17 protein-coding genes are annotated in these 19314 nt (G+C 62.7%); 12 read left to right on the top strand and 5 right to left on the bottom strand.

Annotation, left to right across the window (positions count from 1 at the left end; genetic code table 11):
* The first annotated feature begins 36 nt into the window (after window positions 1–36).
* Both WBA38_RS10090 and WBA38_RS10085 read left to right on the top strand, forming a co-directional pair.
* A complete protein-coding gene (locus WBA38_RS10090; protein WP_424322628.1) occupies window positions 37–438 on the top strand; it encodes a hypothetical protein in 402 nt (133 codons plus the stop codon).
* Window positions 439–531: 93 nt separating this feature from the next.
* Entirely contained in the window at window positions 532–2232 is a 1701-nt protein-coding gene (locus WBA38_RS10085) for a fumarate hydratase (RefSeq protein ID WP_424322627.1), read from the top strand.
* Window positions 2233–2239: 7 nt separating this feature from the next.
* On the opposite strand, the gene WBA38_RS10080 is transcribed toward WBA38_RS10085, so the two are convergent.
* Entirely contained in the window at window positions 2240–2881 is a 642-nt protein-coding gene (locus tag WBA38_RS10080; RefSeq protein WP_424293180.1) for a hypothetical protein, read from the bottom strand.
* A 173-nt stretch (window positions 2882–3054) separates the two neighbouring features.
* A complete protein-coding gene (locus tag WBA38_RS10075) occupies window positions 3055–4461 on the bottom strand; it encodes a class II fumarate hydratase (protein WP_424322626.1) in 1407 nt (468 codons plus the stop codon).
* A gap of 151 nt (window positions 4462–4612) precedes the next feature.
* Here WBA38_RS10075 and nagE point away from each other — a divergent pair, with 151 nt between their 5' ends.
* Entirely contained in the window at window positions 4613–6667 is a 2055-nt protein-coding gene (gene nagE, locus WBA38_RS10070; RefSeq protein WP_424322625.1) for an N-acetylglucosamine-specific PTS transporter subunit IIBC, read from the top strand.
* Here nagE and WBA38_RS10065 read toward each other — a convergent pair.
* The gene (locus WBA38_RS10065; protein ID WP_424322624.1) at window positions 6664–7281 is read right to left on the bottom strand and encodes a phosphoribosylanthranilate isomerase; all 618 of its coding nucleotides are present in this window, start codon (window positions 7279–7281) and stop codon (window positions 6664–6666) included. The two genes, nagE and WBA38_RS10065, sit on opposite strands and share 4 nt — an antisense overlap.
* A 102-nt stretch (window positions 7282–7383) precedes the next feature.
* Between WBA38_RS10065 and WBA38_RS10060 the strand changes: the two genes are divergently transcribed.
* The 9 genes from WBA38_RS10060 (at window position 7384) to WBA38_RS10020 (ending at window position 17661) form a co-directional block, all read left to right on the top strand.
* Window positions 7384–8025 (top strand): TetR family transcriptional regulator, encoded by a 642-nt coding sequence (locus WBA38_RS10060; RefSeq protein WP_424293176.1) that lies wholly within the window; start codon window positions 7384–7386, stop codon window positions 8023–8025.
* A 57-nt stretch (window positions 8026–8082) separates the two neighbouring features.
* Window positions 8083–9240, top strand: coding sequence for an acyl-CoA dehydrogenase family protein (locus tag WBA38_RS10055; RefSeq protein WP_424293175.1), 1158 nt, complete (start codon window positions 8083–8085; stop codon window positions 9238–9240).
* Between the two features lie 166 nt (window positions 9241–9406).
* Window positions 9407–11680 (top strand): MMPL family transporter, encoded by a 2274-nt coding sequence (locus WBA38_RS10050; RefSeq protein ID WP_424322623.1) that lies wholly within the window; start codon window positions 9407–9409, stop codon window positions 11678–11680.
* Between the two features lie 10 nt (window positions 11681–11690).
* A complete protein-coding gene (locus WBA38_RS10045) occupies window positions 11691–12311 on the top strand; it encodes a TetR family transcriptional regulator (RefSeq protein ID WP_424322622.1) in 621 nt (206 codons plus the stop codon).
* A gap of 39 nt (window positions 12312–12350) precedes the next feature.
* Window positions 12351–13070 (top strand): hypothetical protein, encoded by a 720-nt coding sequence (locus tag WBA38_RS10040; RefSeq protein WP_424297561.1) that lies wholly within the window; start codon window positions 12351–12353, stop codon window positions 13068–13070.
* Window positions 13071–13082: 12 nt separating this feature from the next.
* Window positions 13083–14621 (top strand): protein kinase domain-containing protein, encoded by a 1539-nt coding sequence (locus WBA38_RS10035; RefSeq protein ID WP_424322621.1) that lies wholly within the window; start codon window positions 13083–13085, stop codon window positions 14619–14621.
* A gap of 212 nt (window positions 14622–14833) precedes the next feature.
* On the top strand, window positions 14834–14995 hold the full coding sequence (locus WBA38_RS10030) for a hypothetical protein (RefSeq protein WP_424297557.1): 162 nt from the start codon (window positions 14834–14836) through the stop codon (window positions 14993–14995).
* A complete protein-coding gene (locus WBA38_RS10025; protein WP_424322620.1) occupies window positions 14995–15849 on the top strand; it encodes an SDR family NAD(P)-dependent oxidoreductase in 855 nt (284 codons plus the stop codon). Before WBA38_RS10030 ends, WBA38_RS10025 begins: the two co-directional genes overlap by 1 nt.
* Before the next feature lie 15 nt (window positions 15850–15864).
* Window positions 15865–17661, top strand: coding sequence for an acyl-CoA dehydrogenase (locus WBA38_RS10020; RefSeq protein WP_424322619.1), 1797 nt, complete (start codon window positions 15865–15867; stop codon window positions 17659–17661).
* 5 nt (window positions 17662–17666) lie between these two features.
* Here WBA38_RS10020 and WBA38_RS10015 read toward each other — a convergent pair whose 3' ends face one another.
* Window positions 17667–18503 (bottom strand): lysophospholipase, encoded by an 837-nt coding sequence (locus WBA38_RS10015; RefSeq protein WP_424322618.1) that lies wholly within the window; start codon window positions 18501–18503, stop codon window positions 17667–17669.
* A gap of 27 nt (window positions 18504–18530) precedes the next feature.
* Entirely contained in the window at window positions 18531–19307 is a 777-nt protein-coding gene (gene aqpZ / locus WBA38_RS10010; RefSeq protein WP_424297197.1) for an aquaporin Z, read from the bottom strand.
* Window positions 19308–19314: the final 7 nt, after the last annotated feature.

Below are 19314 nucleotides of genomic sequence, written 5' to 3'. Positions count from 1 at the left end.
AAAAACGATTCACCAGTCCAAAACGAAGGAGAACTCATGAACATCGCAGCCCTCATCCTCTGGATCATCACCGCGGCCGGCGGCTTCGTCTTGTTAGCCAAGTGGGTCACCGGGGGTGGCATCAAGCCCGACAACCGAACGCGCCTCCCGGCTCCCGTCGTCTTCGCGCACTTTGCCGTGGCTGTCGTCGGTCTGGTGCTCTGGATCGTCTACCTGATCGCCGACGTTGACGCCCTCGCGTGGATTTCCCTCGGCCTCTTGGTCTTGCTCGCGCTGACCGGACTGCTGATGGTGACCCGCTGGCTCCCCGTCCGCGCAGGCAACGCCGCCAACGCTCAGGCCCCCGAAACCAGCTTTCCGCTGCCCGTCGTCGGAGCGCACGGACTGTTTGCCATCGCAACCGTAGTCACCGTGCTGCTGACCGCGATTGGGATTTAACCCACGCAAGAACGTCCCACCTGCGCGCTTGCCTACCGCCCGGTACCCCGGCGGCAGGCAAGCGCGTTTTGTTCGAGCGATACGATGGCAGTCGTGAGTGAATCAGCCTCAGCCCCCGAGTTCCGCTACTCCGATCTTCTTCCGATCGGCGCGGACGACACGCCCTACCGCCTCATCACCACCGAAGGCGTCTCGACCATCGAAGTTGACGGCCAGACATTCCTGAAGGTGGCGCCCGAGGCGCTTCAGAAACTGACCGCAGAAGCGATGCACGACATCAGCCACTACCTGCGGCCCGCGCACCTGAAGCAACTGCGCAAGATCATCGACGATCCCGAAGCGTCGGGCAACGACCGCTTCGTGGCCCTCGACCTCCTCAAGAACGTCAACATCTCCGCTGGTGGCGTCCTCCCCATGTGCCAGGACACCGGTACCGCCATCGTCATGGGGAAGAAGAGCGAGGGCGTCCTAACCGGCGTCGAAGACGGCGAATGGATTTCGCGTGGCGTCTACGACGCGTACACGAAGCTCAACCTGCGGTACTCGCAGAACGCGCCGATCACCATGTACGAGGAGCGCAACACCGGCACCAACCTGCCTGCGCAGATCGAGATCTACGCAACCGAGCAAGGCCCCAAGGGCCCCGAGTACAAGTTCCTGTTCATGGCCAAGGGTGGCGGCAGCGCCAACAAGTCGTTCCTGTTCCAGGAAACCAAGGCCATCCTGAACCCGAAGCGACTCCTCGAGTACCTGGACGAGAAGATCCGTTCCCTCGGCACCGCAGCCTGCCCGCCGTATCACCTCGCGGTGGTCGTGGGCGGTACGTCGGCCGAGTTTGCACTCAAGACCGCCAAGTACGCCTCGGCGCATTACCTGGACAACCTGCCCACCGAGGGCGACATGACCGGCCACGCCTTCCGCGACCCGGAACTGGAAGAGGAAGTCTTCAAGCTGACGCAGTCGTTCGGTATCGGCGCACAGTTCGGCGGCAAGTACTTCTGCCACGACGTCCGCGTGGTCCGTCTCCCCCGTCACGGCGCATCGCTGCCGGTGGCGATCGCGGTGTCGTGCTCGGCCGACCGACAGGCACTCGGCAAGATCACCGCCGACGGCGTCTTCCTCGAACAGCTTGAAACCGACCCGGCGCAGTACATGCCCGACGCAGGCGTCGCCGAGGACATTGCCGGCGGCGAAGTGGTTGAGATTGATCTCAACCAGCCGATGGACGAGATTCTCGCTGAACTCAGCAAGCACCCGGTCAAGACCCGACTGTCGTTGACGGGCCCACTGGTGGTGGCCCGCGACATCGCTCACGCCAAGATCGAGGAGCGCCTTGACGCTGGCGAGCCGATGCCCGACTACCTGAAGAACCACCCGGTGTACTACGCCGGACCAGCCAAGACCCCCGAGGGCATGGCGTCCGGCTCATTCGGCCCCACCACCGCGGGCCGCATGGACAGCTACGTCGACAAGTTCCAGGCTGCGGGCGGATCCATGGTGATGCTCGCCAAGGGCAACCGCTCCAAGCAGGTCACCACCGCATGCGAATCCCACGGCGGTTTCTACCTGGGATCCATCGGCGGTCCGGCCGCACGACTGGCCCTGGACTGCATCAAGAGTCAGGAAATCATCGAGTACCCCGAACTCGGCATGGAAGCCGTGTGGAAGATCGAGGTCGAGAACTTCCCCGCCTTCATCGTCGTCGACGACAAGGGCAATGACTTCTTCACCGATCCCGGTGGCTCGGTGACGGTTCCGCTTAGCGGCATCCGCATTCGTTCTCGCGAACGCTAAACGCTGCTCACTCCCAAATATGGGCTTGTTCAATCGCCACGGCCTCGTCGACATTTAGTCGACGGGGCCGTGGCGTTGAGCCGACATTTGGTCGGCATCGCGTCGCGATCTGGGTGGCAAATTCCGCGTCCCGTGTCAGTAGGATGACGCCGCTCGAACCGTCGGGCATCGTCAGCAGCACTTCCCGCTCATCCCATTGCGACTGCGGGTCGTCGGCCGCATTCTCGTAGACGATGAGGTCGGCAATTGTCTCGTCATATCGATAGGCACCCACGCGCCCCTTGGTGCGTTCGAGGACGAAGCCGAGGCGGTACTGATAGAAGAGCAGCGGGCCTCGGCGCAGATGATCGAAGCCCACGATGATCAGAACGAAACCGATGAGCACGCCGAGGATCGCCAGCGCGATGGCGATCAAGATGAACATCCAGGCAAGGTCGCTGTGCGACGAGTCGGCCGTCGACGTGAGTGCGAAGACCGCTGCCAGGGTCGCCGCCAAGGTGCCAATCCCGGCGACGAACCAACCACGCCCATGCCCGCTGTCCGCGTCTGGCTCTTCCGTCCTCTCCCACGCACCGAGACCGGCGACCTCGGCGACGGTGCGCACGCGATCCGACGGCAAAATCAACCGCCTGCTCGTGGTATCCGTCATCGCCTGCCCTCACCTTCACCGAGCCCCCGACCGGCCCGTCAACCGCCCGAGCTACGCGCCCATACTCCCGCCTCAACCTCCAATCCGGTCCTTTTTGCCCTTTTTCGTCACCGATGCGGCGCGAAAACCGCCCGGCGACCACTAGTCGGTGCGCCGGGCTTGGAGTAGCGGGTTTAGCGTTGGCGGTCGAGGTTCGCCATCTTGAGGACATCGAGGCGACGGTCGAGTTCTTCGAGGGACAGTTTGTCGCCGATAAGACCGCGGTCGATGACGGTCTGACGGATCGTCTTACCTTCCCGAAGCGCTTCCTTCGCGACAGCGGCAGCTTCTTCGTAGCCGATAGCTGAGTTCAACGGGGTCACGATCGACGGCGACGACTCGGCGAGCGTCTTCAACCGGTCCTCGTGCGCGACGAGGCCGCTGATGCAACGATCAGCGAATAGCCGCGAGACGTTCGCCAGCAGTTTCACTGACTCCAGGACGTTGCGCGCCATCACCGGGATGTACACGTTCAGCTCGAAGGCACCATTACCCCCGCCCCAAGTGATGGCGGCATCATTGCCGATCACCTGCGCCGCCACCTGCGTAACTGCTTCGGGGAGAACGGGATTCACCTTGCCCGGCATGATCGAGCTGCCCGGCTGCAGGTCCGGCAGAGAGATCTCCCCCAAGCCCGTCAGCGGCCCCGACCCCATCCAACGGACATCGTTTGCGATCTTCGTCAGCGACACCGCGACGGTCTTCAATTGCCCGGAAAGTTCGACGAGGCCGTCACGGGCGGCCTGTGCTTCAAAGTTGTCGCGAGCCAACGACAGGTGATCTAGCTCGGTGAGCTTCACCAGTTCGGCGACGACGAGCGAACCGAACCGGTCGGGGGCGTTGAGTCCGGTGCCGACAGCGGTCCCACCGATGGGAAGTTCACCCACGCGCGGCAGCGACGCCTCAAGCCGCTCCACGCCAGCCTCCACCTGGCGGGCGTAACCCCCGAACTCCTGACCGAGTGTCACCGGCACTGCATCCATCAGGTGAGTACGGCCGGACTTCACCACGCTGCGCCACTCGTCGGACTTCGTCGCAAGGGTGGCCTGCAAATGCGTCAATGCCGGAATCAGATCGTGTTCGACGGCTTCGGTCGCGGCGAGGTGGGTGGCGGTCGGGAAGGTGTCGTTCGAGCTCTGCGACATGTTGACGTCGTCGTTGGGGTGCACGGCAACCCCGTTGGCGTTCGCGATCGACGCGATAACCTCGTTGGCGTTCATGTTCGACGACGTGCCCGACCCGGTCTGGAAAACATCGATCGGGAACTGGTCGTCGTGGCGACCGTCGGCGATCTCGGTGGCGGCCGCAATGATGGCCTCGGCTTTGGTGCCATCGAGCAGGCCGAGATCCCGGTTCACCTGTGCCGTCGCTGCTTTCAGCAGACCCAGCGCACGGATCTGCGCCGACTCAAGGGGACGGAAACTGATCGGGAAGTTTTCGACCGCCCGCTGCGTCTGCGCCTGCCACAGCGCGGCCGCGGGAACTCGCACCTCACCCATCGTGTCGTGTTCGATTCGGTACTCACCCATATTTTCAGCCATGTCTTGTTCAACCCCACCGACGGCGTTCGTGTTCCGCCTCGTTCGCCGCAACCCTGGAGAGCGCTGCTCTCGAACTGCCTCAGCCCGGGCATGCCGCCATATAAGGTCCAAACCGAGACGCGCCCGACACCGACGGAATGGACACCAGGCCATGATGAAGTTCTTACAGAACCTCGGTAAATCGATCATGTTGCCGGTCGCGGTTTTGCCCGTGGCCGCCATCCTGGTCGGTATTGCCAACTGGATCATCGGCATTAACGACAACGAAACCAACGTCGTCACATCGTTTTTGCAGACCGCTGGGCTAGCAATTCTCGACAATATGGCACTGCTGTTTGCCGTCGGTGTGTCGATCGGTATGGCCAAGAAGTCCGACGGCACGTCGGCGCTCGCAGGGCTGGTGTCATGGCTGGTGGTTACCAGCCTCCTGGCACCGTCATCGGTCATGACGTTGCTCAGCCGCGGCTACACCTCGGAACCGGCCACCGACGTTACGAAGTTCACCGATGGCCAGCACCTGGTAACTGAGAACGGCCAACTCATGGTCCAAACCCCCGATGTCAACGCGGCGTTCGCCATCGGCTCGTTCCAGAATGCGTTCATCGGCATCCTGTGCGGCATCATCGGCGCCCTTTGCTACAACCGCTTCAAAGACGTCCAGTTGCCCGACGCGCTGTCGTTTTTCTCGGGACGCCGCTCGGTCGCGATTGTGACCGCTGGCGTATCCCTGATCGTCGCGCTGATTCTGCTGTTCATCTGGCCACTCCTCTACACCGGACTGGTGTGGTTCGGTGAACACATCGTCGGCCTCGGTGCTGTCGGTACCGGCCTTTACGGCTTCTTCAACCGCCTCCTGATTCCGTTCGGCTTGCATCACGCGCTGAACTCGGTGTTCTGGTTCGACGTCGCAGGCATCAACGACCTCAACAACTTCCTGTCGGGCGACGGCACCTTCGGCGTCACCGGCCAGTACATGACGGGCTTCTTCCCGATCATGATGTTCGGCCTGCCGGGTGCCGCGCTCGCCATGTATGTGACGGCCAAGACCACCCGAAAAAAGATCGCCTACGGCATCCTGCTGTCGGGCGCGGTGTCGTCGTTTTTCGTCGGCGTCACCGAACCGCTGGAATTTGCATTCATGTTCTTGGCACCATTCTTGTTCGTCATCCACGCGGTGTTCATGGGCATTTCGATGGCTGTCGCCCAGTTGCTGCCGGTCCGGATGGGCTTCGGGTTCTCCGGCGGCTTCGTCGACTTGGTCCTGAACTGGACCAACCCGATGGCCGAGAACCCGTGGATCATCATCGTGATGGGAATCTTCTGGTTCTTCGTCTACTTCTTTGTGTTCCGCTGGGTCATTTTGCGTTTCCAACTCAAGACGCCCGGCCGCGAAGACGATGATCCGATCGACGAGTCCGAGGATGCTGGATCGTCCACCGGTTTCGTTGGAACCGCGGGCAAATTCATCGACGCTTTGGGTGGCCGGTCGAACATCACCGAACTCGACAACTGCGCGACGCGCCTTCGGATGGAGATCGCGGACCCGTCGATCATTGACGAAGCCGCACTCAAGCGGGCAGGTGCCGCAGGGACCATCAAGCCCGGCGGTAAGTCCGTCCAGGTGATCTACGGTCTCAACGTGCAATTCGTCAAGGATGCGATGGAAAAGATCATGTCCGGGGAGGTCGATCCTGCGGCCGTCGCAGCGGCGGAGCAGGCGATCGACGAGGCGGACGCCGCGATCAGCCAAGCCGAGCGGGCCGACGAAGCACCCGGCACCGTCCTTACGAAGCCGACTGGCAAGGTGGTGACGTTGGAGCGTCCCGTGAAGGGTTACGCCATCGCATTGTCGGAGGTCCCGGACCAGACTTTCGCGAGCGGCATGATGGGTCCGGGCGCGGCTATTCTGCCGACGTCGGGCGAGGTGGTGGCGCCGGCAGATGCAACCGTTGTCACGGTGTTCCCGACCGGTCACGCCATAGGTTTGCGACTCGATGACGGCACCGAGGTCCTCATTCACGTTGGTCTCGACACCGTGAAAATGAAGGGCGACGGCTTTGCCCCGGCCGTAGCCAGTGGCGACACGGTAACTGCCGGACAACTGCTGCTGACCGTCGACCTCGCCAAGATCGAGGCCGCAGGCTATTCGACGGTTACGCCGGTCGTCATCATGAACGACAAAACGGCGACCCTCGAGCTGACTTAGCCCGCGTTCTTCGCGGCGAGAACGAAGTTGCGCACGGCGTCGAGGTCTTTGACGCCGGGCGCCGACTCCACGCCGCTCGAGACGTCAACGCCCCACGGGTGTGCCTGGGCGATGGCGTCGGCCACATTGTCGGGGTTCAGCCCGCCGGCGAGAAGCCATTCCCCCACCAGTTTGCGGTCGGCGAGGGTGCTGAGATCCCATCGTTCACCGGATCCCGGGCGGGGTGCATCCAGCAGCAGTCGTTCTTCGCCGAAGGCTCCGACGGCCGCGTCCGGGTCGTGGGCCAGGGACGTCGCACGCCAGACCCGGTCGACAATCTTCGATGCGACGGCAATGTCGCCCGCGGTGTATTCACCGTGCAATTGCAGAACGTCAAAGCCCAGGTCAACAGCTAGTTTTGCCGCTTCAGCAGCGGGTTTGTCGTTGACGACCAAGACGATGTCCAGGCCTAGCCCGCCGCTCTCTCGCGCCGCCTCAACAATCAGGCTCGCCTCGTCTTCGTAGAGCGCTCGGGGGCTCGTGTCGTTCATCACCACGCCGATCGCGTCTGCCCCGGCATCGATCGCCGCATCAACCGCGTCGATCGTCTTCAAACCGCACACCTTCACGTACATGTTCCCGATCTTAGTAACCGGACGATTTGCGGCGGAGCACGCGAGTCGTGATACCGTTCCCAAATTAAGCGAGCGCTTGATTAATTTTGAAAGGAGGACCGCGTGCCAGAACCTACCGATTCCCCGGAACCCACCGACGCCAACGTCGCTCCTCCCGATCAGGCCAGCAAGTCCGAACGCACGCGTCGCCGATTGCTTGACGGCGCAATGGCGGCGTTCTCCGAACTCGGCTTCCACGGCACCAGTACGCGCAACATCGCCACGGCTGCGGGCATGAGCCCCTCAGCGGTGTACATGCACTACAAGTCGAAGGAAGAACTCCTCTACCGAATTTCCAAACTCGGCCACGAGACCATCCTTGGCGCAGTCAGCGAAGCGGCCGCGAGCTCAACTGAACCCGCGGAGCAGCTGCGGGCGGCGACCGCCGAGTTCGCGCGCTATCACGCACAGGAGCACGTGACGGCGCGCGTGGTGAACTACGAGTTCGCCGCCCTGGAACCCGAGCACCGAGACGAGATCGTCGCGCTACGCGAGGCCATCGACAGCGTGTTCAACCAGATCCTCGCCGCAGGCATCGCCAACAAGACCTTCCACACGCCCCACGCCCGGATGGCCGCCGTCGCCATTATCGGCAGCGGTATCGACATTGCCCGCTGGTTCCGCGACGACGGCACTTGGACAGCCGCGCAGGTCGGAGAGTTCTACGGCGATGCCGCCCTGCGAGTGGTTGGCGTCAGCAACTAACACCACACGTTTCACCCAAACCTGTAAAGAATCACCAGCTATCGAGGAGGTGGCGCGATGCGCCGCGAGATTTACAACGAAGACCATGAAGCATTCCGCGAAACCATTCGCGCCTTCATCGAATCCGAGATCGTTCCGGTCTACGACGAGTGGCTTGAGCAGGGCATCGTCCCCCGCGACTTCTACTTGAAGGTCGGCGAGCTCGGCGTCTTCGGCATCGAGATCCCCGAAGAGTTCGGCGGCGCAGGCATCGACTCGTACAAGTTTGAGGCTGTCGTCACCGAGGAAATGGCACGCGCGGGCGTTACTCTCGGCGGCTCAGCCGCACACATTCCGCTGTGCCTCCACTACATCCTCAAGCACGCCAATGAGGAGCAGAAGGGCCGCTGGCTGCCTGGCATGGCAACGGGCGAGATGATGTTTGCGATCGCCATGACCGAGCCGGGCACCGGCTCGGACCTGGCAGGTATGCGCACCACCGCGAAGCTTTCCGAAGACGGCAGCCACTACGTACTCAATGGCTCCAAGACCTTTATCACCGGCGGCGTTAACGCCGATCGCGTGATTGTTTGCGCCCGCACTTCGGCACCGAGCGAGACCGACCGTCGCTTCGGCATCTCCTTGCTCGTGGTCGATACCAAGTCCGAAGGCTATGAGGTTGGCCGCAAGCTCGACAAGCTTGGCCTGCGCACCTCCGACACCGCAGAGCTTTCGTTCACCGACGTCAAGGTTCCGGTCGAAGACCTCCTTGGCGAAGAGAACAAGGGCTTCTACTACCTCGGTCAGCACCTGCCTCGCGAGCGACTGTCGATCGCAATCAGCGCCTACGCGCAGGGTGCCGCCGCAGTGCAGTTCGCCAAGGCCTACACCCAGGACCGCCAGGTCTTTGGCCAGCCGGTCGCGGCGTTCCAGAACACCAAGTTCGAGCTCGCCGCCTGCAAGGCAAAGGTCGACGCGATGCAGGCCGTCGCCGACCGCGCACTGGAGGCATACGACAATCACGAGTTGTCCGGCGCCGACGCGGCCTCGGCCAAACTGTTCTGCACCGAGGCCGCAGCCGACGTCATCGACCGCTGCCTGCAGTTGCACGGCGGGTACGGCTACATGAACGAGTACCCGATCGCTCGCCTCTACGCCGACAACCGCGTGAACCGTATTTACGGCGGCACCAGCGAGGTCATGCGTTCGATCATCGCCAAGGACATGGGTCTGTAGCAGCCCGTAGCTAGATCTTCAGCCGTACTCTTCAGCCGTACTTTGGGCCCACATACCGGGCCCAAAGTACGGCTGAAGCGCTTTGTCCGCTTAGCGACACGATTGTGACGGCAACCACAGCCCGCTCGGGTTGCGGCAAAAGTGTTACTGACTAACAATTGTTAGCATGTCATCGATTCTGTTCCGCCTCGGACGATTCTCTTTCCGCAAAAAGTGGTGGGTTCTCGCCGCGTGGGTCGCCGCGCTCGCGATAGCCGCGACCGCCGTCGGCGCACTGCAACCGAAGTTCGCGCAAGACTTCGACCTCCCCGGAACCGATGGCGGCGCTGCCATGTCGCTGCTGGAATCGAACTTCCCGGCGCAGAACCAACAGCAGTCAGAACCGTCGACCATCGTCGTGATGGAGGCAAAAGACGGGCTCGCCAACCACTCCCAGGAAATTCAGAGCCTGGTCGCTGACCTCAAGACGCTCGACGAGGTGGTCCCCGAGTCGGTGATGGACCCACTAGCGATCGCCGCGGCCCGCCCTGAGATGGCTAGCGCCGTCGTTGGCGACAACGGCAAGGTTGGCCTCATCACTGTCCACCAGAAGATCAATCTGATGGACGTCACAACCGAGCAGAAGCAGCAGTTGCTCGACGTTCTGGCCGCACACCGATCCAACGGTCTGCAGGTCGAGGCCACCAGCGGCGTGATGCAAGCTCAGGAACAGGGCGGTACCGCCGAACTCCTCGGCTTTGCAATCGCGTTCGTCATTATGATCGTGGCCTTCGGTGCACTCATTGCCGCGTTTATTCCGCTGGTCACCGGCATTGTCGGCGTCGGCCTCACGATGATGCTGGTAACGCTGTCGGCAGAAGTCTTGTCGATCAACCAGGCAGCCACCGCCATCATCACGATGCTCGGTATCGCCGTCTCGATCGACTACGCCCTCTTCATTGTGTCGCGCTATCGATCCGAAGCCGCGCGCGGCGGTGACCCGGCCGACGCCGCAGGTCGAGCCGCAGGCACAGCAGGCTCCGCAGTCGTCTTCGCGGGCCTCACCGTGATCATTGCCGTCGTCGCACTGACGGTGATCGGGATCCCGATCATTACCCAGATGGGTCTCGGTGCCGCAATTGCGATCCTGATTGCAGTCCTCGCCGCGTTGACCTTTATCCCGGCACTCCTGGGTGCCTCCGGCCGGTTCGCTTTCTCTCCCCGCATCCCGTGGATCAAGCACGCCGAGCCATCCGCCGATGTTGACACGTTGGGCGTGAAGTTCGGCCGCACCCTCGTGAAGCGTCCCATCCCGTTTGTTCTCGGCGGACTCGCCATTTTGATCGCAGCGGCCATCCCGATCTCGGGCATGCAGATCGGCATGGACACGGTCACCGACGACCAAGTCGCCGGACAGAAGCTCATTGCGCAAGGCTTCGGTGAAGGTGTCGCCGGACCGCTTGTGGTCGTGATGCATGCCGATCACGGCACCATCGACGCAGCCGCGAACACCGCGGTGCAGAAGATCAAGGCGCTGCCCGGGGTCGCCGCCCCCGAGACACTGGCGTGGATGGGCAACGGGGCCGACGCCAAGAATCCGAACGCCAATGCCGACTCGGCCATGATCATCGTGACTCCGACCAGTTCACCGTCGTCATCGCAAACCCACGACCTCGTCGAAGCAATTCGCGGTACGTCTGATGCCATTGCCGCCAAAGGCGCGGTCATTCACGTCGGCGGCCAGACAGCGATCATGTCGGACCTGTCCGCGAAGCTCGACAGCGCGCTGATTCCGTACCTGATCGTCGTGGTTGGCTTGGCCTTCCTGATCATGATTGGCGTGTTCCGGTCGCTGTGGGTTCCGTTGATCGGCACGCTGGGATTCATCTTCTCGATGCTCGCCACGTTCGGTCTCACCACAGCCATCTTCACCGATGGGGCCTTCGGCCTGATCGACCACACCAAGCCGTTGCTGGCCTTCCTACCGATCTTCCTTATCGGCGTGGTGTTCGGCCTAGCCATGGACTATCAAGTGTTCTTGGTGACTCGCATGCGCGAGGAGTTCATGCACGGGATGAGCGCGAAGGACGCGATCGTCGCTGGTTACCGCTACGGTGCCCGCGTCGTCACCTCGGCCGCGATCATCATGATCAGCGTGTTTGCCGCGTTTATGTTGGCACCGGACACCACGGCCAAGATGATGGGCTTTGCGCTCGCCATTGCCGTCTTCTTTGACGCCTTCCTGGTTCGCATGGTGATTGTGCCGGGCATCCTGTCGCTGCTGGGCGAACGCGCCTGGGGTCTGCCGCGCTGGCTCGACAAGCTGGTCATCAACTTCGATATCGAAGGCGAAAAGGTCCGCAACAACGGACTCCTGCCGGGGATCGAGGTACCGGTCGACGTCGACCGTGGCGACGCCGGCGGCAATGACGCCGCACCCGCCCCGAGTGGTGCCCGTTAGGCCCAACGCAATGACTGACAATCGCCATGCCGCGGCCTCGGGAACCTCCCCGGGGCCGCGGCCCGGTCTCCGCGAACGACAGAAGGCCCAAACCCGGGCCGACATCCGCGCGGCAGCGCTGGAACTGTTCGCGAAGCAAGGCTACGAGTCGACGACCGTCGCACAGATCGCCGCACGCGCGAACGTCTCACACACCACGTTCTTTCGATACTTCCAATCGAAAGAACACGTCGTCATCGACGACGATCTCGATGCCGACCGCAAGCGGGTCCTAGAAAACATGCCGCCGGGGCTCGACCAATTTGGGCTCGTCCGTCAAATGCTGTCGGAAATGTGGACCATCACCCAAAGTGACCCGTGGGCGTCGAATCCTGAGCGGTTCGCAATCTTGCGGACCGAGCCCGCGCTGCGAGCTACTTTTCAGACCGAATCGGACCGCGCGATCGCGGAGGGTCTCGACTTCATCGCCGCCTATTTGGGGTCTAGCCCCGACGACCCCAAGCTGCGGATCTTTGTCGCGGCGCTATCGGGAGTGATGTTCCATCTCGCCGAAAGTGCCACCGAACACATGCTTCCGCTTGCGGCCTACCTGGCGGCAATCGACCTGATGGAGGAAGGGTTCCCCCTGTAGCGGTCGGACTTCGGGAGCGACCAGTCGTAGTCTGAACGTATGGGCGGCGTGATGGGTGCGATCGGGCAGTACTGGTGGCTGATCTTTGTTTTCGGCGGCACGATCGGCGGTGTCGCCCGCGGTGTCAGCGCGTGGAACGAGCGACGCGCTCAACGCAGCTTGGAAAAGTACCGGATCAAGCAAGAAGCGAAGGTCGCCGTCGCCAAGGCACAAAGTAAGGGCCGCATAGACACTGAGTCGGTGAAACGGGAGTATCAGCGCGCTGTCGCTGAGCATCGGAAGGTCGACGACCGCTGGTTTGCCTACGAGACCAACCTTTCGACGCTGCTCGACTACCCGATGCTGATTGACATGCGCGAACCGCTCACCGCTGACTTTCACCGAGCGCGCAGTCGTGCCGAACTGCTGCGACCATCCCACGACGACGAAGCGTCGCCGTCCGCAGTGGAGCACTACCGCGATGCGGTGCATGCCTACGTTTCGGCGCTTGAGGTGGCCGAGAAGGAAGCTCGGCGCCGCAAGCGCGGCGATTTCGACCAGGCCGAACAGGAGCGGTTAGCCCGGGCGCAACGGCTCCTCAACCTCGCCAGTGACGATGCGGCGAGCCCGCAGGAACGCCAGCAGGCTTATGCTCGTGCGCGACGGGAGCTTGACGGTTTGATTGAGTTGCCCGTCGCGGGTGCGGCCGAACTGGAGCATAGGTTGCGGGCGGCACTCAATGGACCACCAGCACCGGATAGCTCGCCGCCGAACCCTTAAGGACCGATTCCGATGACTTCTTCCGACCGCGTGGGTTCCACGCTGGGTCGCTACCGGCTGGTGCGTTTGCTAGGTCGCGGCGGAATGGGCGACGTGTACGAAGCTGTCGACACCGATAAGGACCGCACGGTGGCGTTGAAGTTGTTGCCGCAAGCCTTGTCCGACGACGCCGACTTCCGCGCCCGGTTTATGCGGGAGTCGCGGACCGTTGCGAAGCTGAACGATCCGCATATCATTCCGATCCACGACTTCGGCGAACTAGACGGTCAGTTGTTTCTCGATATGCGGATTGTGCACGGCCGGGACCTCCGGTCGGTCATTAAGGACGGTCCGCTGGAGCCCGCGCGAGCCGTCGCGATCGTCGAGCAGGTGGCTGGCGCTCTCGACACCGCGCATGCGACCGGGCTTTTGCACCGGGACGTGAAGCCCGAGAATATTCTGCTCGATTCACGGGATTTCGCCTACCTCGCCGACTTCGGGTTGGCGCAGTCTGCGGGCCAAACGCGCCTCACGTCGACGGGTTTGGCGATCGGATCGTTTGCCTATATGGCACCTGAGCGCTTCGGGACGGACACGCCGCCCGGTCCGCAGAGCGATGTCTACGCACTGGCGTGTGTCCTGTACGAATGCCTCACCGGGACGCAGCCGTTCCCGTCGACGAGTATCGAACAGATTATCGCCGGGCACCTGTCGCGCCCGGTCCCGGCAACGGGTACCGCGATGGATGCGGTCATCGCGACGGGAATGGCGAAGAACCCGGCGGCGCGGTTCCCGTCGGCTGGCGCCCTGGCGGTGGCGGCCGGGGATGCCCTAAACGGCCGCGGGGCACTGCCTCCGGCGACGGCCAACGCCGTACATGCTCCGACGATGGTCACGCCCGTCCAGCCCCCCAATCCCTCACAGCTCGCGTATCCCTCACTGCCCCCGTATCCAGTCCAACCGCCAGCAAAGAATGGTTCAAAGCTGTGGCTCATTGCCGCTGCGGTTGCCGCCGTCGCGCTGTTGGCTGCCGGGGGTGTCGCTTGGATGGCGGTGGGCAACAACGACGACGCGGGGGTGCCGGCCAATGCTGCCGACCACAGCACCCGGACCTTGTCGGCAGCACAGCAACGACCCTCGCAGGTACCCGGAACCGTGACGGTGACGCAACAGCCGCCGGCCGCCCAAACCGTGCCTGGCCAGCCGTCGACTGACCAGCCAACTACTGCTCAGGCACCGCAGCGGGGTTCGGGCGATCTGGGGTTGTCGACGCCGATCAGCACACCGCCATGCGACGGCAGCACGGCGACTTTTGTCTATAACGCGACGACTCCGGGCAACTATGCGACCGAGATCGCCTCTGCGCTTGCCCAGTATCCGGGGGCGTCGTACTTGCGGACCGATCAGTCGTGTTCTTCGCTGCGGCAGGAGTTGAACGGCAACCCGATTTACGCCGTCTACTATTTGGGCTCGTCGGCGTCCGATACGTGCGCGATCAAAGCCCGAGTCGGTGGCGACGCCTATGCCCGCCGCCTCGACAATTCGACCCCGGTCGGCGTCGAGATCTGCTGAGGCCGGCACCTAGTTCGTTGACTTGCCGGGGACGGACCGTCGGTACCAGCGGGCCATGGAAAAACGCCCCGGCGATGTTCGCCGCCACGAAATAAGAAGTGCGCGTTCAGATCACAGCGAAGTTGTCTCTGCGACCTGCAGATATGAGCAAAAGCGGCGTAGCTGGGCCGGATGGGTCGGCGCTGTTCATCTTGACGCGTTACGATCCTGTCGTGCTGGAAGATCTCAACAAGAAGGCCAAGAAGGCCGGGCTCCATGTGGCCAACGCCAAGAAGCCGAACCTGTATAGCGTGCGGAAAGTGAAGAACGGCAAACTCGTCGCCAAGAATGTTGACGCCGACGAGGCACTTTCGGTGATCAAAAAGTACAAGTGATGTCGGTTCTGTCGGCTGTCGCCAACACCCTGCTGAACCCGCCGCACACTGTCACCGAGATTCGGCACATTCTCGGCGGAGCGCGCCGCGATCTCACCGGGAAGACCATTGTTATCACCGGAGCGTCGTCAGGAATTGGTGAGGCCACCGCGCGAGCGTTTGCCGCCCGCGGGGCCAAGATCGTGGCTGTCGCGCGGCACATGGAAGCACTTGAGGCCACTTGCGATTCGATCATCGTTGACGGCGGAACAGCCATTCCGGTGACCGCAGACCTGTCGGACACTGAGGACGCCTCACGCCTGGCCGCGGAGATCATCGAACAGTTCGGTGTTCCCGACGTGCTAATTAACAACGCTGGCCGATCGATCCGTCGGTCGACGCTCGACTCCGCAGACCGATTGCACGACTACCAGCGCACTATGGCCTTGAACTACTTCGGGCCCGTCGCTCTGATTTTGGGCCTGTTGCCCGCCATGATCGATGCCCGTCGCGGACACATCGTCAACGTGGTGACATGGGGTGTCAGCGCTGGCGCGATGCCGAAGTTCGGCGCTTACCTGGCGTCCAAGTCGGCGCTCGCCTCGTTTGGTCGGTCGTTGGACGCCGAGTGCAACGGGACGGGCGTGGTCGTCACCAATGCGGGTTTCCCCCTCGTTCGCACCCCGATGATTGCTCCGACCGCCGACTACCACGATTCACCTGCCCTCAGCAGCGACGAGGCGGCCGCGTGGCTGGTGCGTGCGGTCGATACACGACCCGCTGAGATCTACCCACGATATGCGCTGGTGCTACGTGCGGTGTCAGCGTTCTCTCCCCGCCTGGCAGGTCAACTCACGAACCAGTTGGGCATCTGACGTAATCTTCGGTGTATGACCGAACATCTGTCCCGCCGGGATGTCGACTTCATGCTGTACGAATGGCTCGACACACTCGAACTGCCCCAGCGTGAACGCTTTGCCGAACACTCCCGCGAAACATTCGACGGTCTGCTCGACCTATCCGAAGACATGGCGACCAAACTCTTCGCGCCGCACAACAAGAAGTCCGATCAGTCGCAGCCCGAGATGGACTCCAACGGCAAGGTGGTGATGCTGCCGGAGATTGGGACCGCCCTCACCGAATTCAGCAAAGCCGGGCTGATCGCGGCCTCGTTCGACGAGGAACTCGGTGGCATGCAGTTGCCGAATGTCGTCTCGCGCGCATCGACCACCATTTTCCAGGCGGCCAATGCGGCGACGACGTCGTATGCGTTCCTGACTGTCGGCAATGCCAACTTGCTCGCCAAGTACGGAACGCCCGAGCAGATTGAGACCTGGGTGCTCCCCATGCTCGAGGGCCGATACTTCGGCACCATGTGCCTGTCCGAGCCGCAGGCTGGATCCTCGCTCGCCGACATCACTACCAAGGCAGTCCCCGCCGATGACGGCACCTTCCGGATCACCGGCACCAAAATGTGGATTTCCGGTGGCGATCACGAACTGACAGAGAACATCGTCCACCTCGTTTTGGCGAAGGCACCGGGCGGCGGCCCCGGAGTAAAGGGCATCTCCCTGTTTGTGGTGCCAAAGTTCTTGCCGGATGGCACCCGCAACGACGTTGCCCTCGTCGGCCTGAACCACAAGATGGGTAACCGCGGGACCACCAATACGCTGCTCAATTTCGGCGACGGCACCTTTGCCGTGGAGGGCGCCGGGCAAGGCGCGATCGGCTATCCGGTCGGTGAATTGCACCGTGGCCTGTTCTACATGTTCAACATGATGAACGAGGCCCGGATCGGCGTCGGTTTCCTTGCCACGGCTCTCGGTTACGCGGGTTTCCAAAAGTCTCTGGAGTACGCGAAGGTGCGGACGCAGGGTCGTCCGGTCGATGCCAAGGGTCCCGACGTGCCTCCGGTGCCGATCATCGATCACCCCGATGTGATGCGAATGATGCTGGCCCAGAAAGCTTATGCCGAGGGCGCTCTCGCACTCTGCCTGTATTGCGCACGTCTGCTCGATGAAGAGCAGACGGCATCGGAGGATGCCGCTCGCACGCGAGCACGCACCCTGCTTGAGGTACTTACACCGATCGCCAAAAGTTGGCCCAGCCAGTGGTGCCTGGAGGCCAACAGCCTCGCCATCCAAGTGCACGGCGGGTACGGATACACCACCGAGTTCGACGTCGAGCAGTTTTACCGGGACAACCGGCTCAACCCGATCCACGAGGGTGCCCACGGCATTCACGGGCTCGACCTGCTGGGCCGCAAGGTCGTCATGGACGGCGGGAAGGGTTTCGGCGTCCTGGCTGAAACCATCACCGAAACCATCACCCGGGCGCGTGAGGCAGGCGAGGAAGCGGCCAGGTATGCCGACCAGTTGGCCGCGAGCCTGACTCGCCTCGGCGAGGTGACGGCGGCCGTCTGGGCCCCGGGCGATGCCGCCCTAGCCCTCGCCAACGCGACCGCCTACTTGGAAGCCACGGGTCACATCGTCGTCGCGTGGCTGTGGCTAGACCAGTTCCTCGCTGCCAGCGGCCCAGACGATAAGTTCGCTGCCGACTTCTACGCGGGTAAGCGTGCGGCGACCAAATACTTCTTCACCTACGAACTCCCCAAGACCGGCGTGCAGTTCGACCTGCTCGCCGCCCTCGACCGCACCACCCTGGACACCGATCCGGCCTGGTTGTAGCGCGACTACTTTCGGGTGCGGTGGGCTTCCAGCCAGGTCGTCACATCGCGCAGAACTTCGTCCTGTTCGGGTTCGTTGAAGATCTCGTGGTAGAGGCCGTCGTAAATTTTGACGGTCACATCGTCGCCGCCTGCGAGTCGCCCCACCATCCGCGACCCTTCGGGGTTTGCGAGGGTGTCGGCACCGCCGTGCAACACCAGCGTGGGCATCTTCAGGTTCGGCAGTCGCTCCGGGAAAGTGGCCATGGTGCCGATGAGCGCGCCGCCAAGGCCCGCCGGAATCTTGCCGTGCCACACCAGCGGGTCGGCTTCGTACTCGGCGACCACGGCGGGATCACGGCTCACCGCTGAGGCCGGTAGGCCGGTTGACGGGAGCCACGGCACCAGCTTTCCGAGCACCGGGGCCAGCTTCACCATGACCGGCGGAAGGTCGTCGCCCACCATCAAGGCTGGCCCGGACAGCACAAGCCCGTCGAGCGCATCGGGATAGTCGAGTGCGTACTTGAGGGCAATGGCCCCACCCATGCTGTGCCCAAGCAGGAAGGTCGGCCCGCCGAAGCGGCCAGCGCGACTGATCACCGTACTCAGATCAGTGGTGAAGTCGTTGAAGTCTTTGACTCCCAACCGCTTGCCCCCCGATCGCCCATGCCCGGCGTGGTCGGGAATCACCACCGCATAGCCAAGATCCGTCAGCGTCTCCGCGACGTGCAGATATCGAGCGGCGTGCTCGCCGAGTCCGTGTGAAATAACAACGACGCCCACCGGATCAGAATCGGGCCGATGGACGTCGTAGACGATCTTGTTGTTGTGCGTGCCGGTCACGGAATGAGTTTGCGAGTTCACCACTTCATTCTGCGGTACGCACTGGAATTACGCGGAGACATTGGTGCCGAAGCGGAGCTTTCCGTTCTGGAACAGCAGTGGGTACAGGACGCCGCCGATGGCGCCGCCAATAAGCGGGAAGAGGAAGAATGCCCACAACTGTGCGGGCGCACCGTCACCATTGAAGAACGCGACGCCCATCGAGCGCGCCGGGTTCACCGAAGTATTTGAGATCGGAATCGAAATCAGGTGAATGAGCGTCAACGACAGGCCGATTGCCAACGGACCGAAGCCCTTCGGCGCACGACCGTCAGTGGCCCCCAGGATCACGACGATAAAGAACGCAGTCAGGATGATCTCGGCAACAGCCACCGCAACGAGGGTGTACCCGCCTGGTGAATGCGCACCGTAGCCATTGGCAGCCATGTTGCCTGTGGCCTCCCAACCGGGCTTGCCGTTGGCGATGGTGAAGATGGCGAGGCCACCGAGGAGTCCGCCGATCAACTGCGATACCCAGTAGCCGGGGACGTCGCGCCACGGGAGGCGCCCGCCGACGGCCGCACCAAGGGTGACCGCCGGGTTGAAGTGGCCGCCAGAAATGTGTCCGACAGCGTAAGCCATGGTCACGACAGTGAGACCGAAGGCAAGTGCGACGCCCAGAAAGCCGACACCGACTTGGATCTCTAGTGCTTGGCCGTGCTTACTCGTTGCGTCAGCGACCTGCTTCGCCGCGAAAACAGCCGTGCCAGCGCCACCGAAGACGAGCCAAAAAGTGCCAAAAAGTTCCGCCAGCCATTTGGCCGGCGTTGATACGGGCGTGGTCATATGATCC

Source organism: Gordonia sp. (in: high G+C Gram-positive bacteria) (assembly GCF_049647785.1).
Taxonomy (GTDB): domain Bacteria; phylum Actinomycetota; class Actinomycetes; order Mycobacteriales; family Mycobacteriaceae; genus Gordonia.
This window is presented reverse-complemented; position numbering and strand designations above follow the sequence as displayed.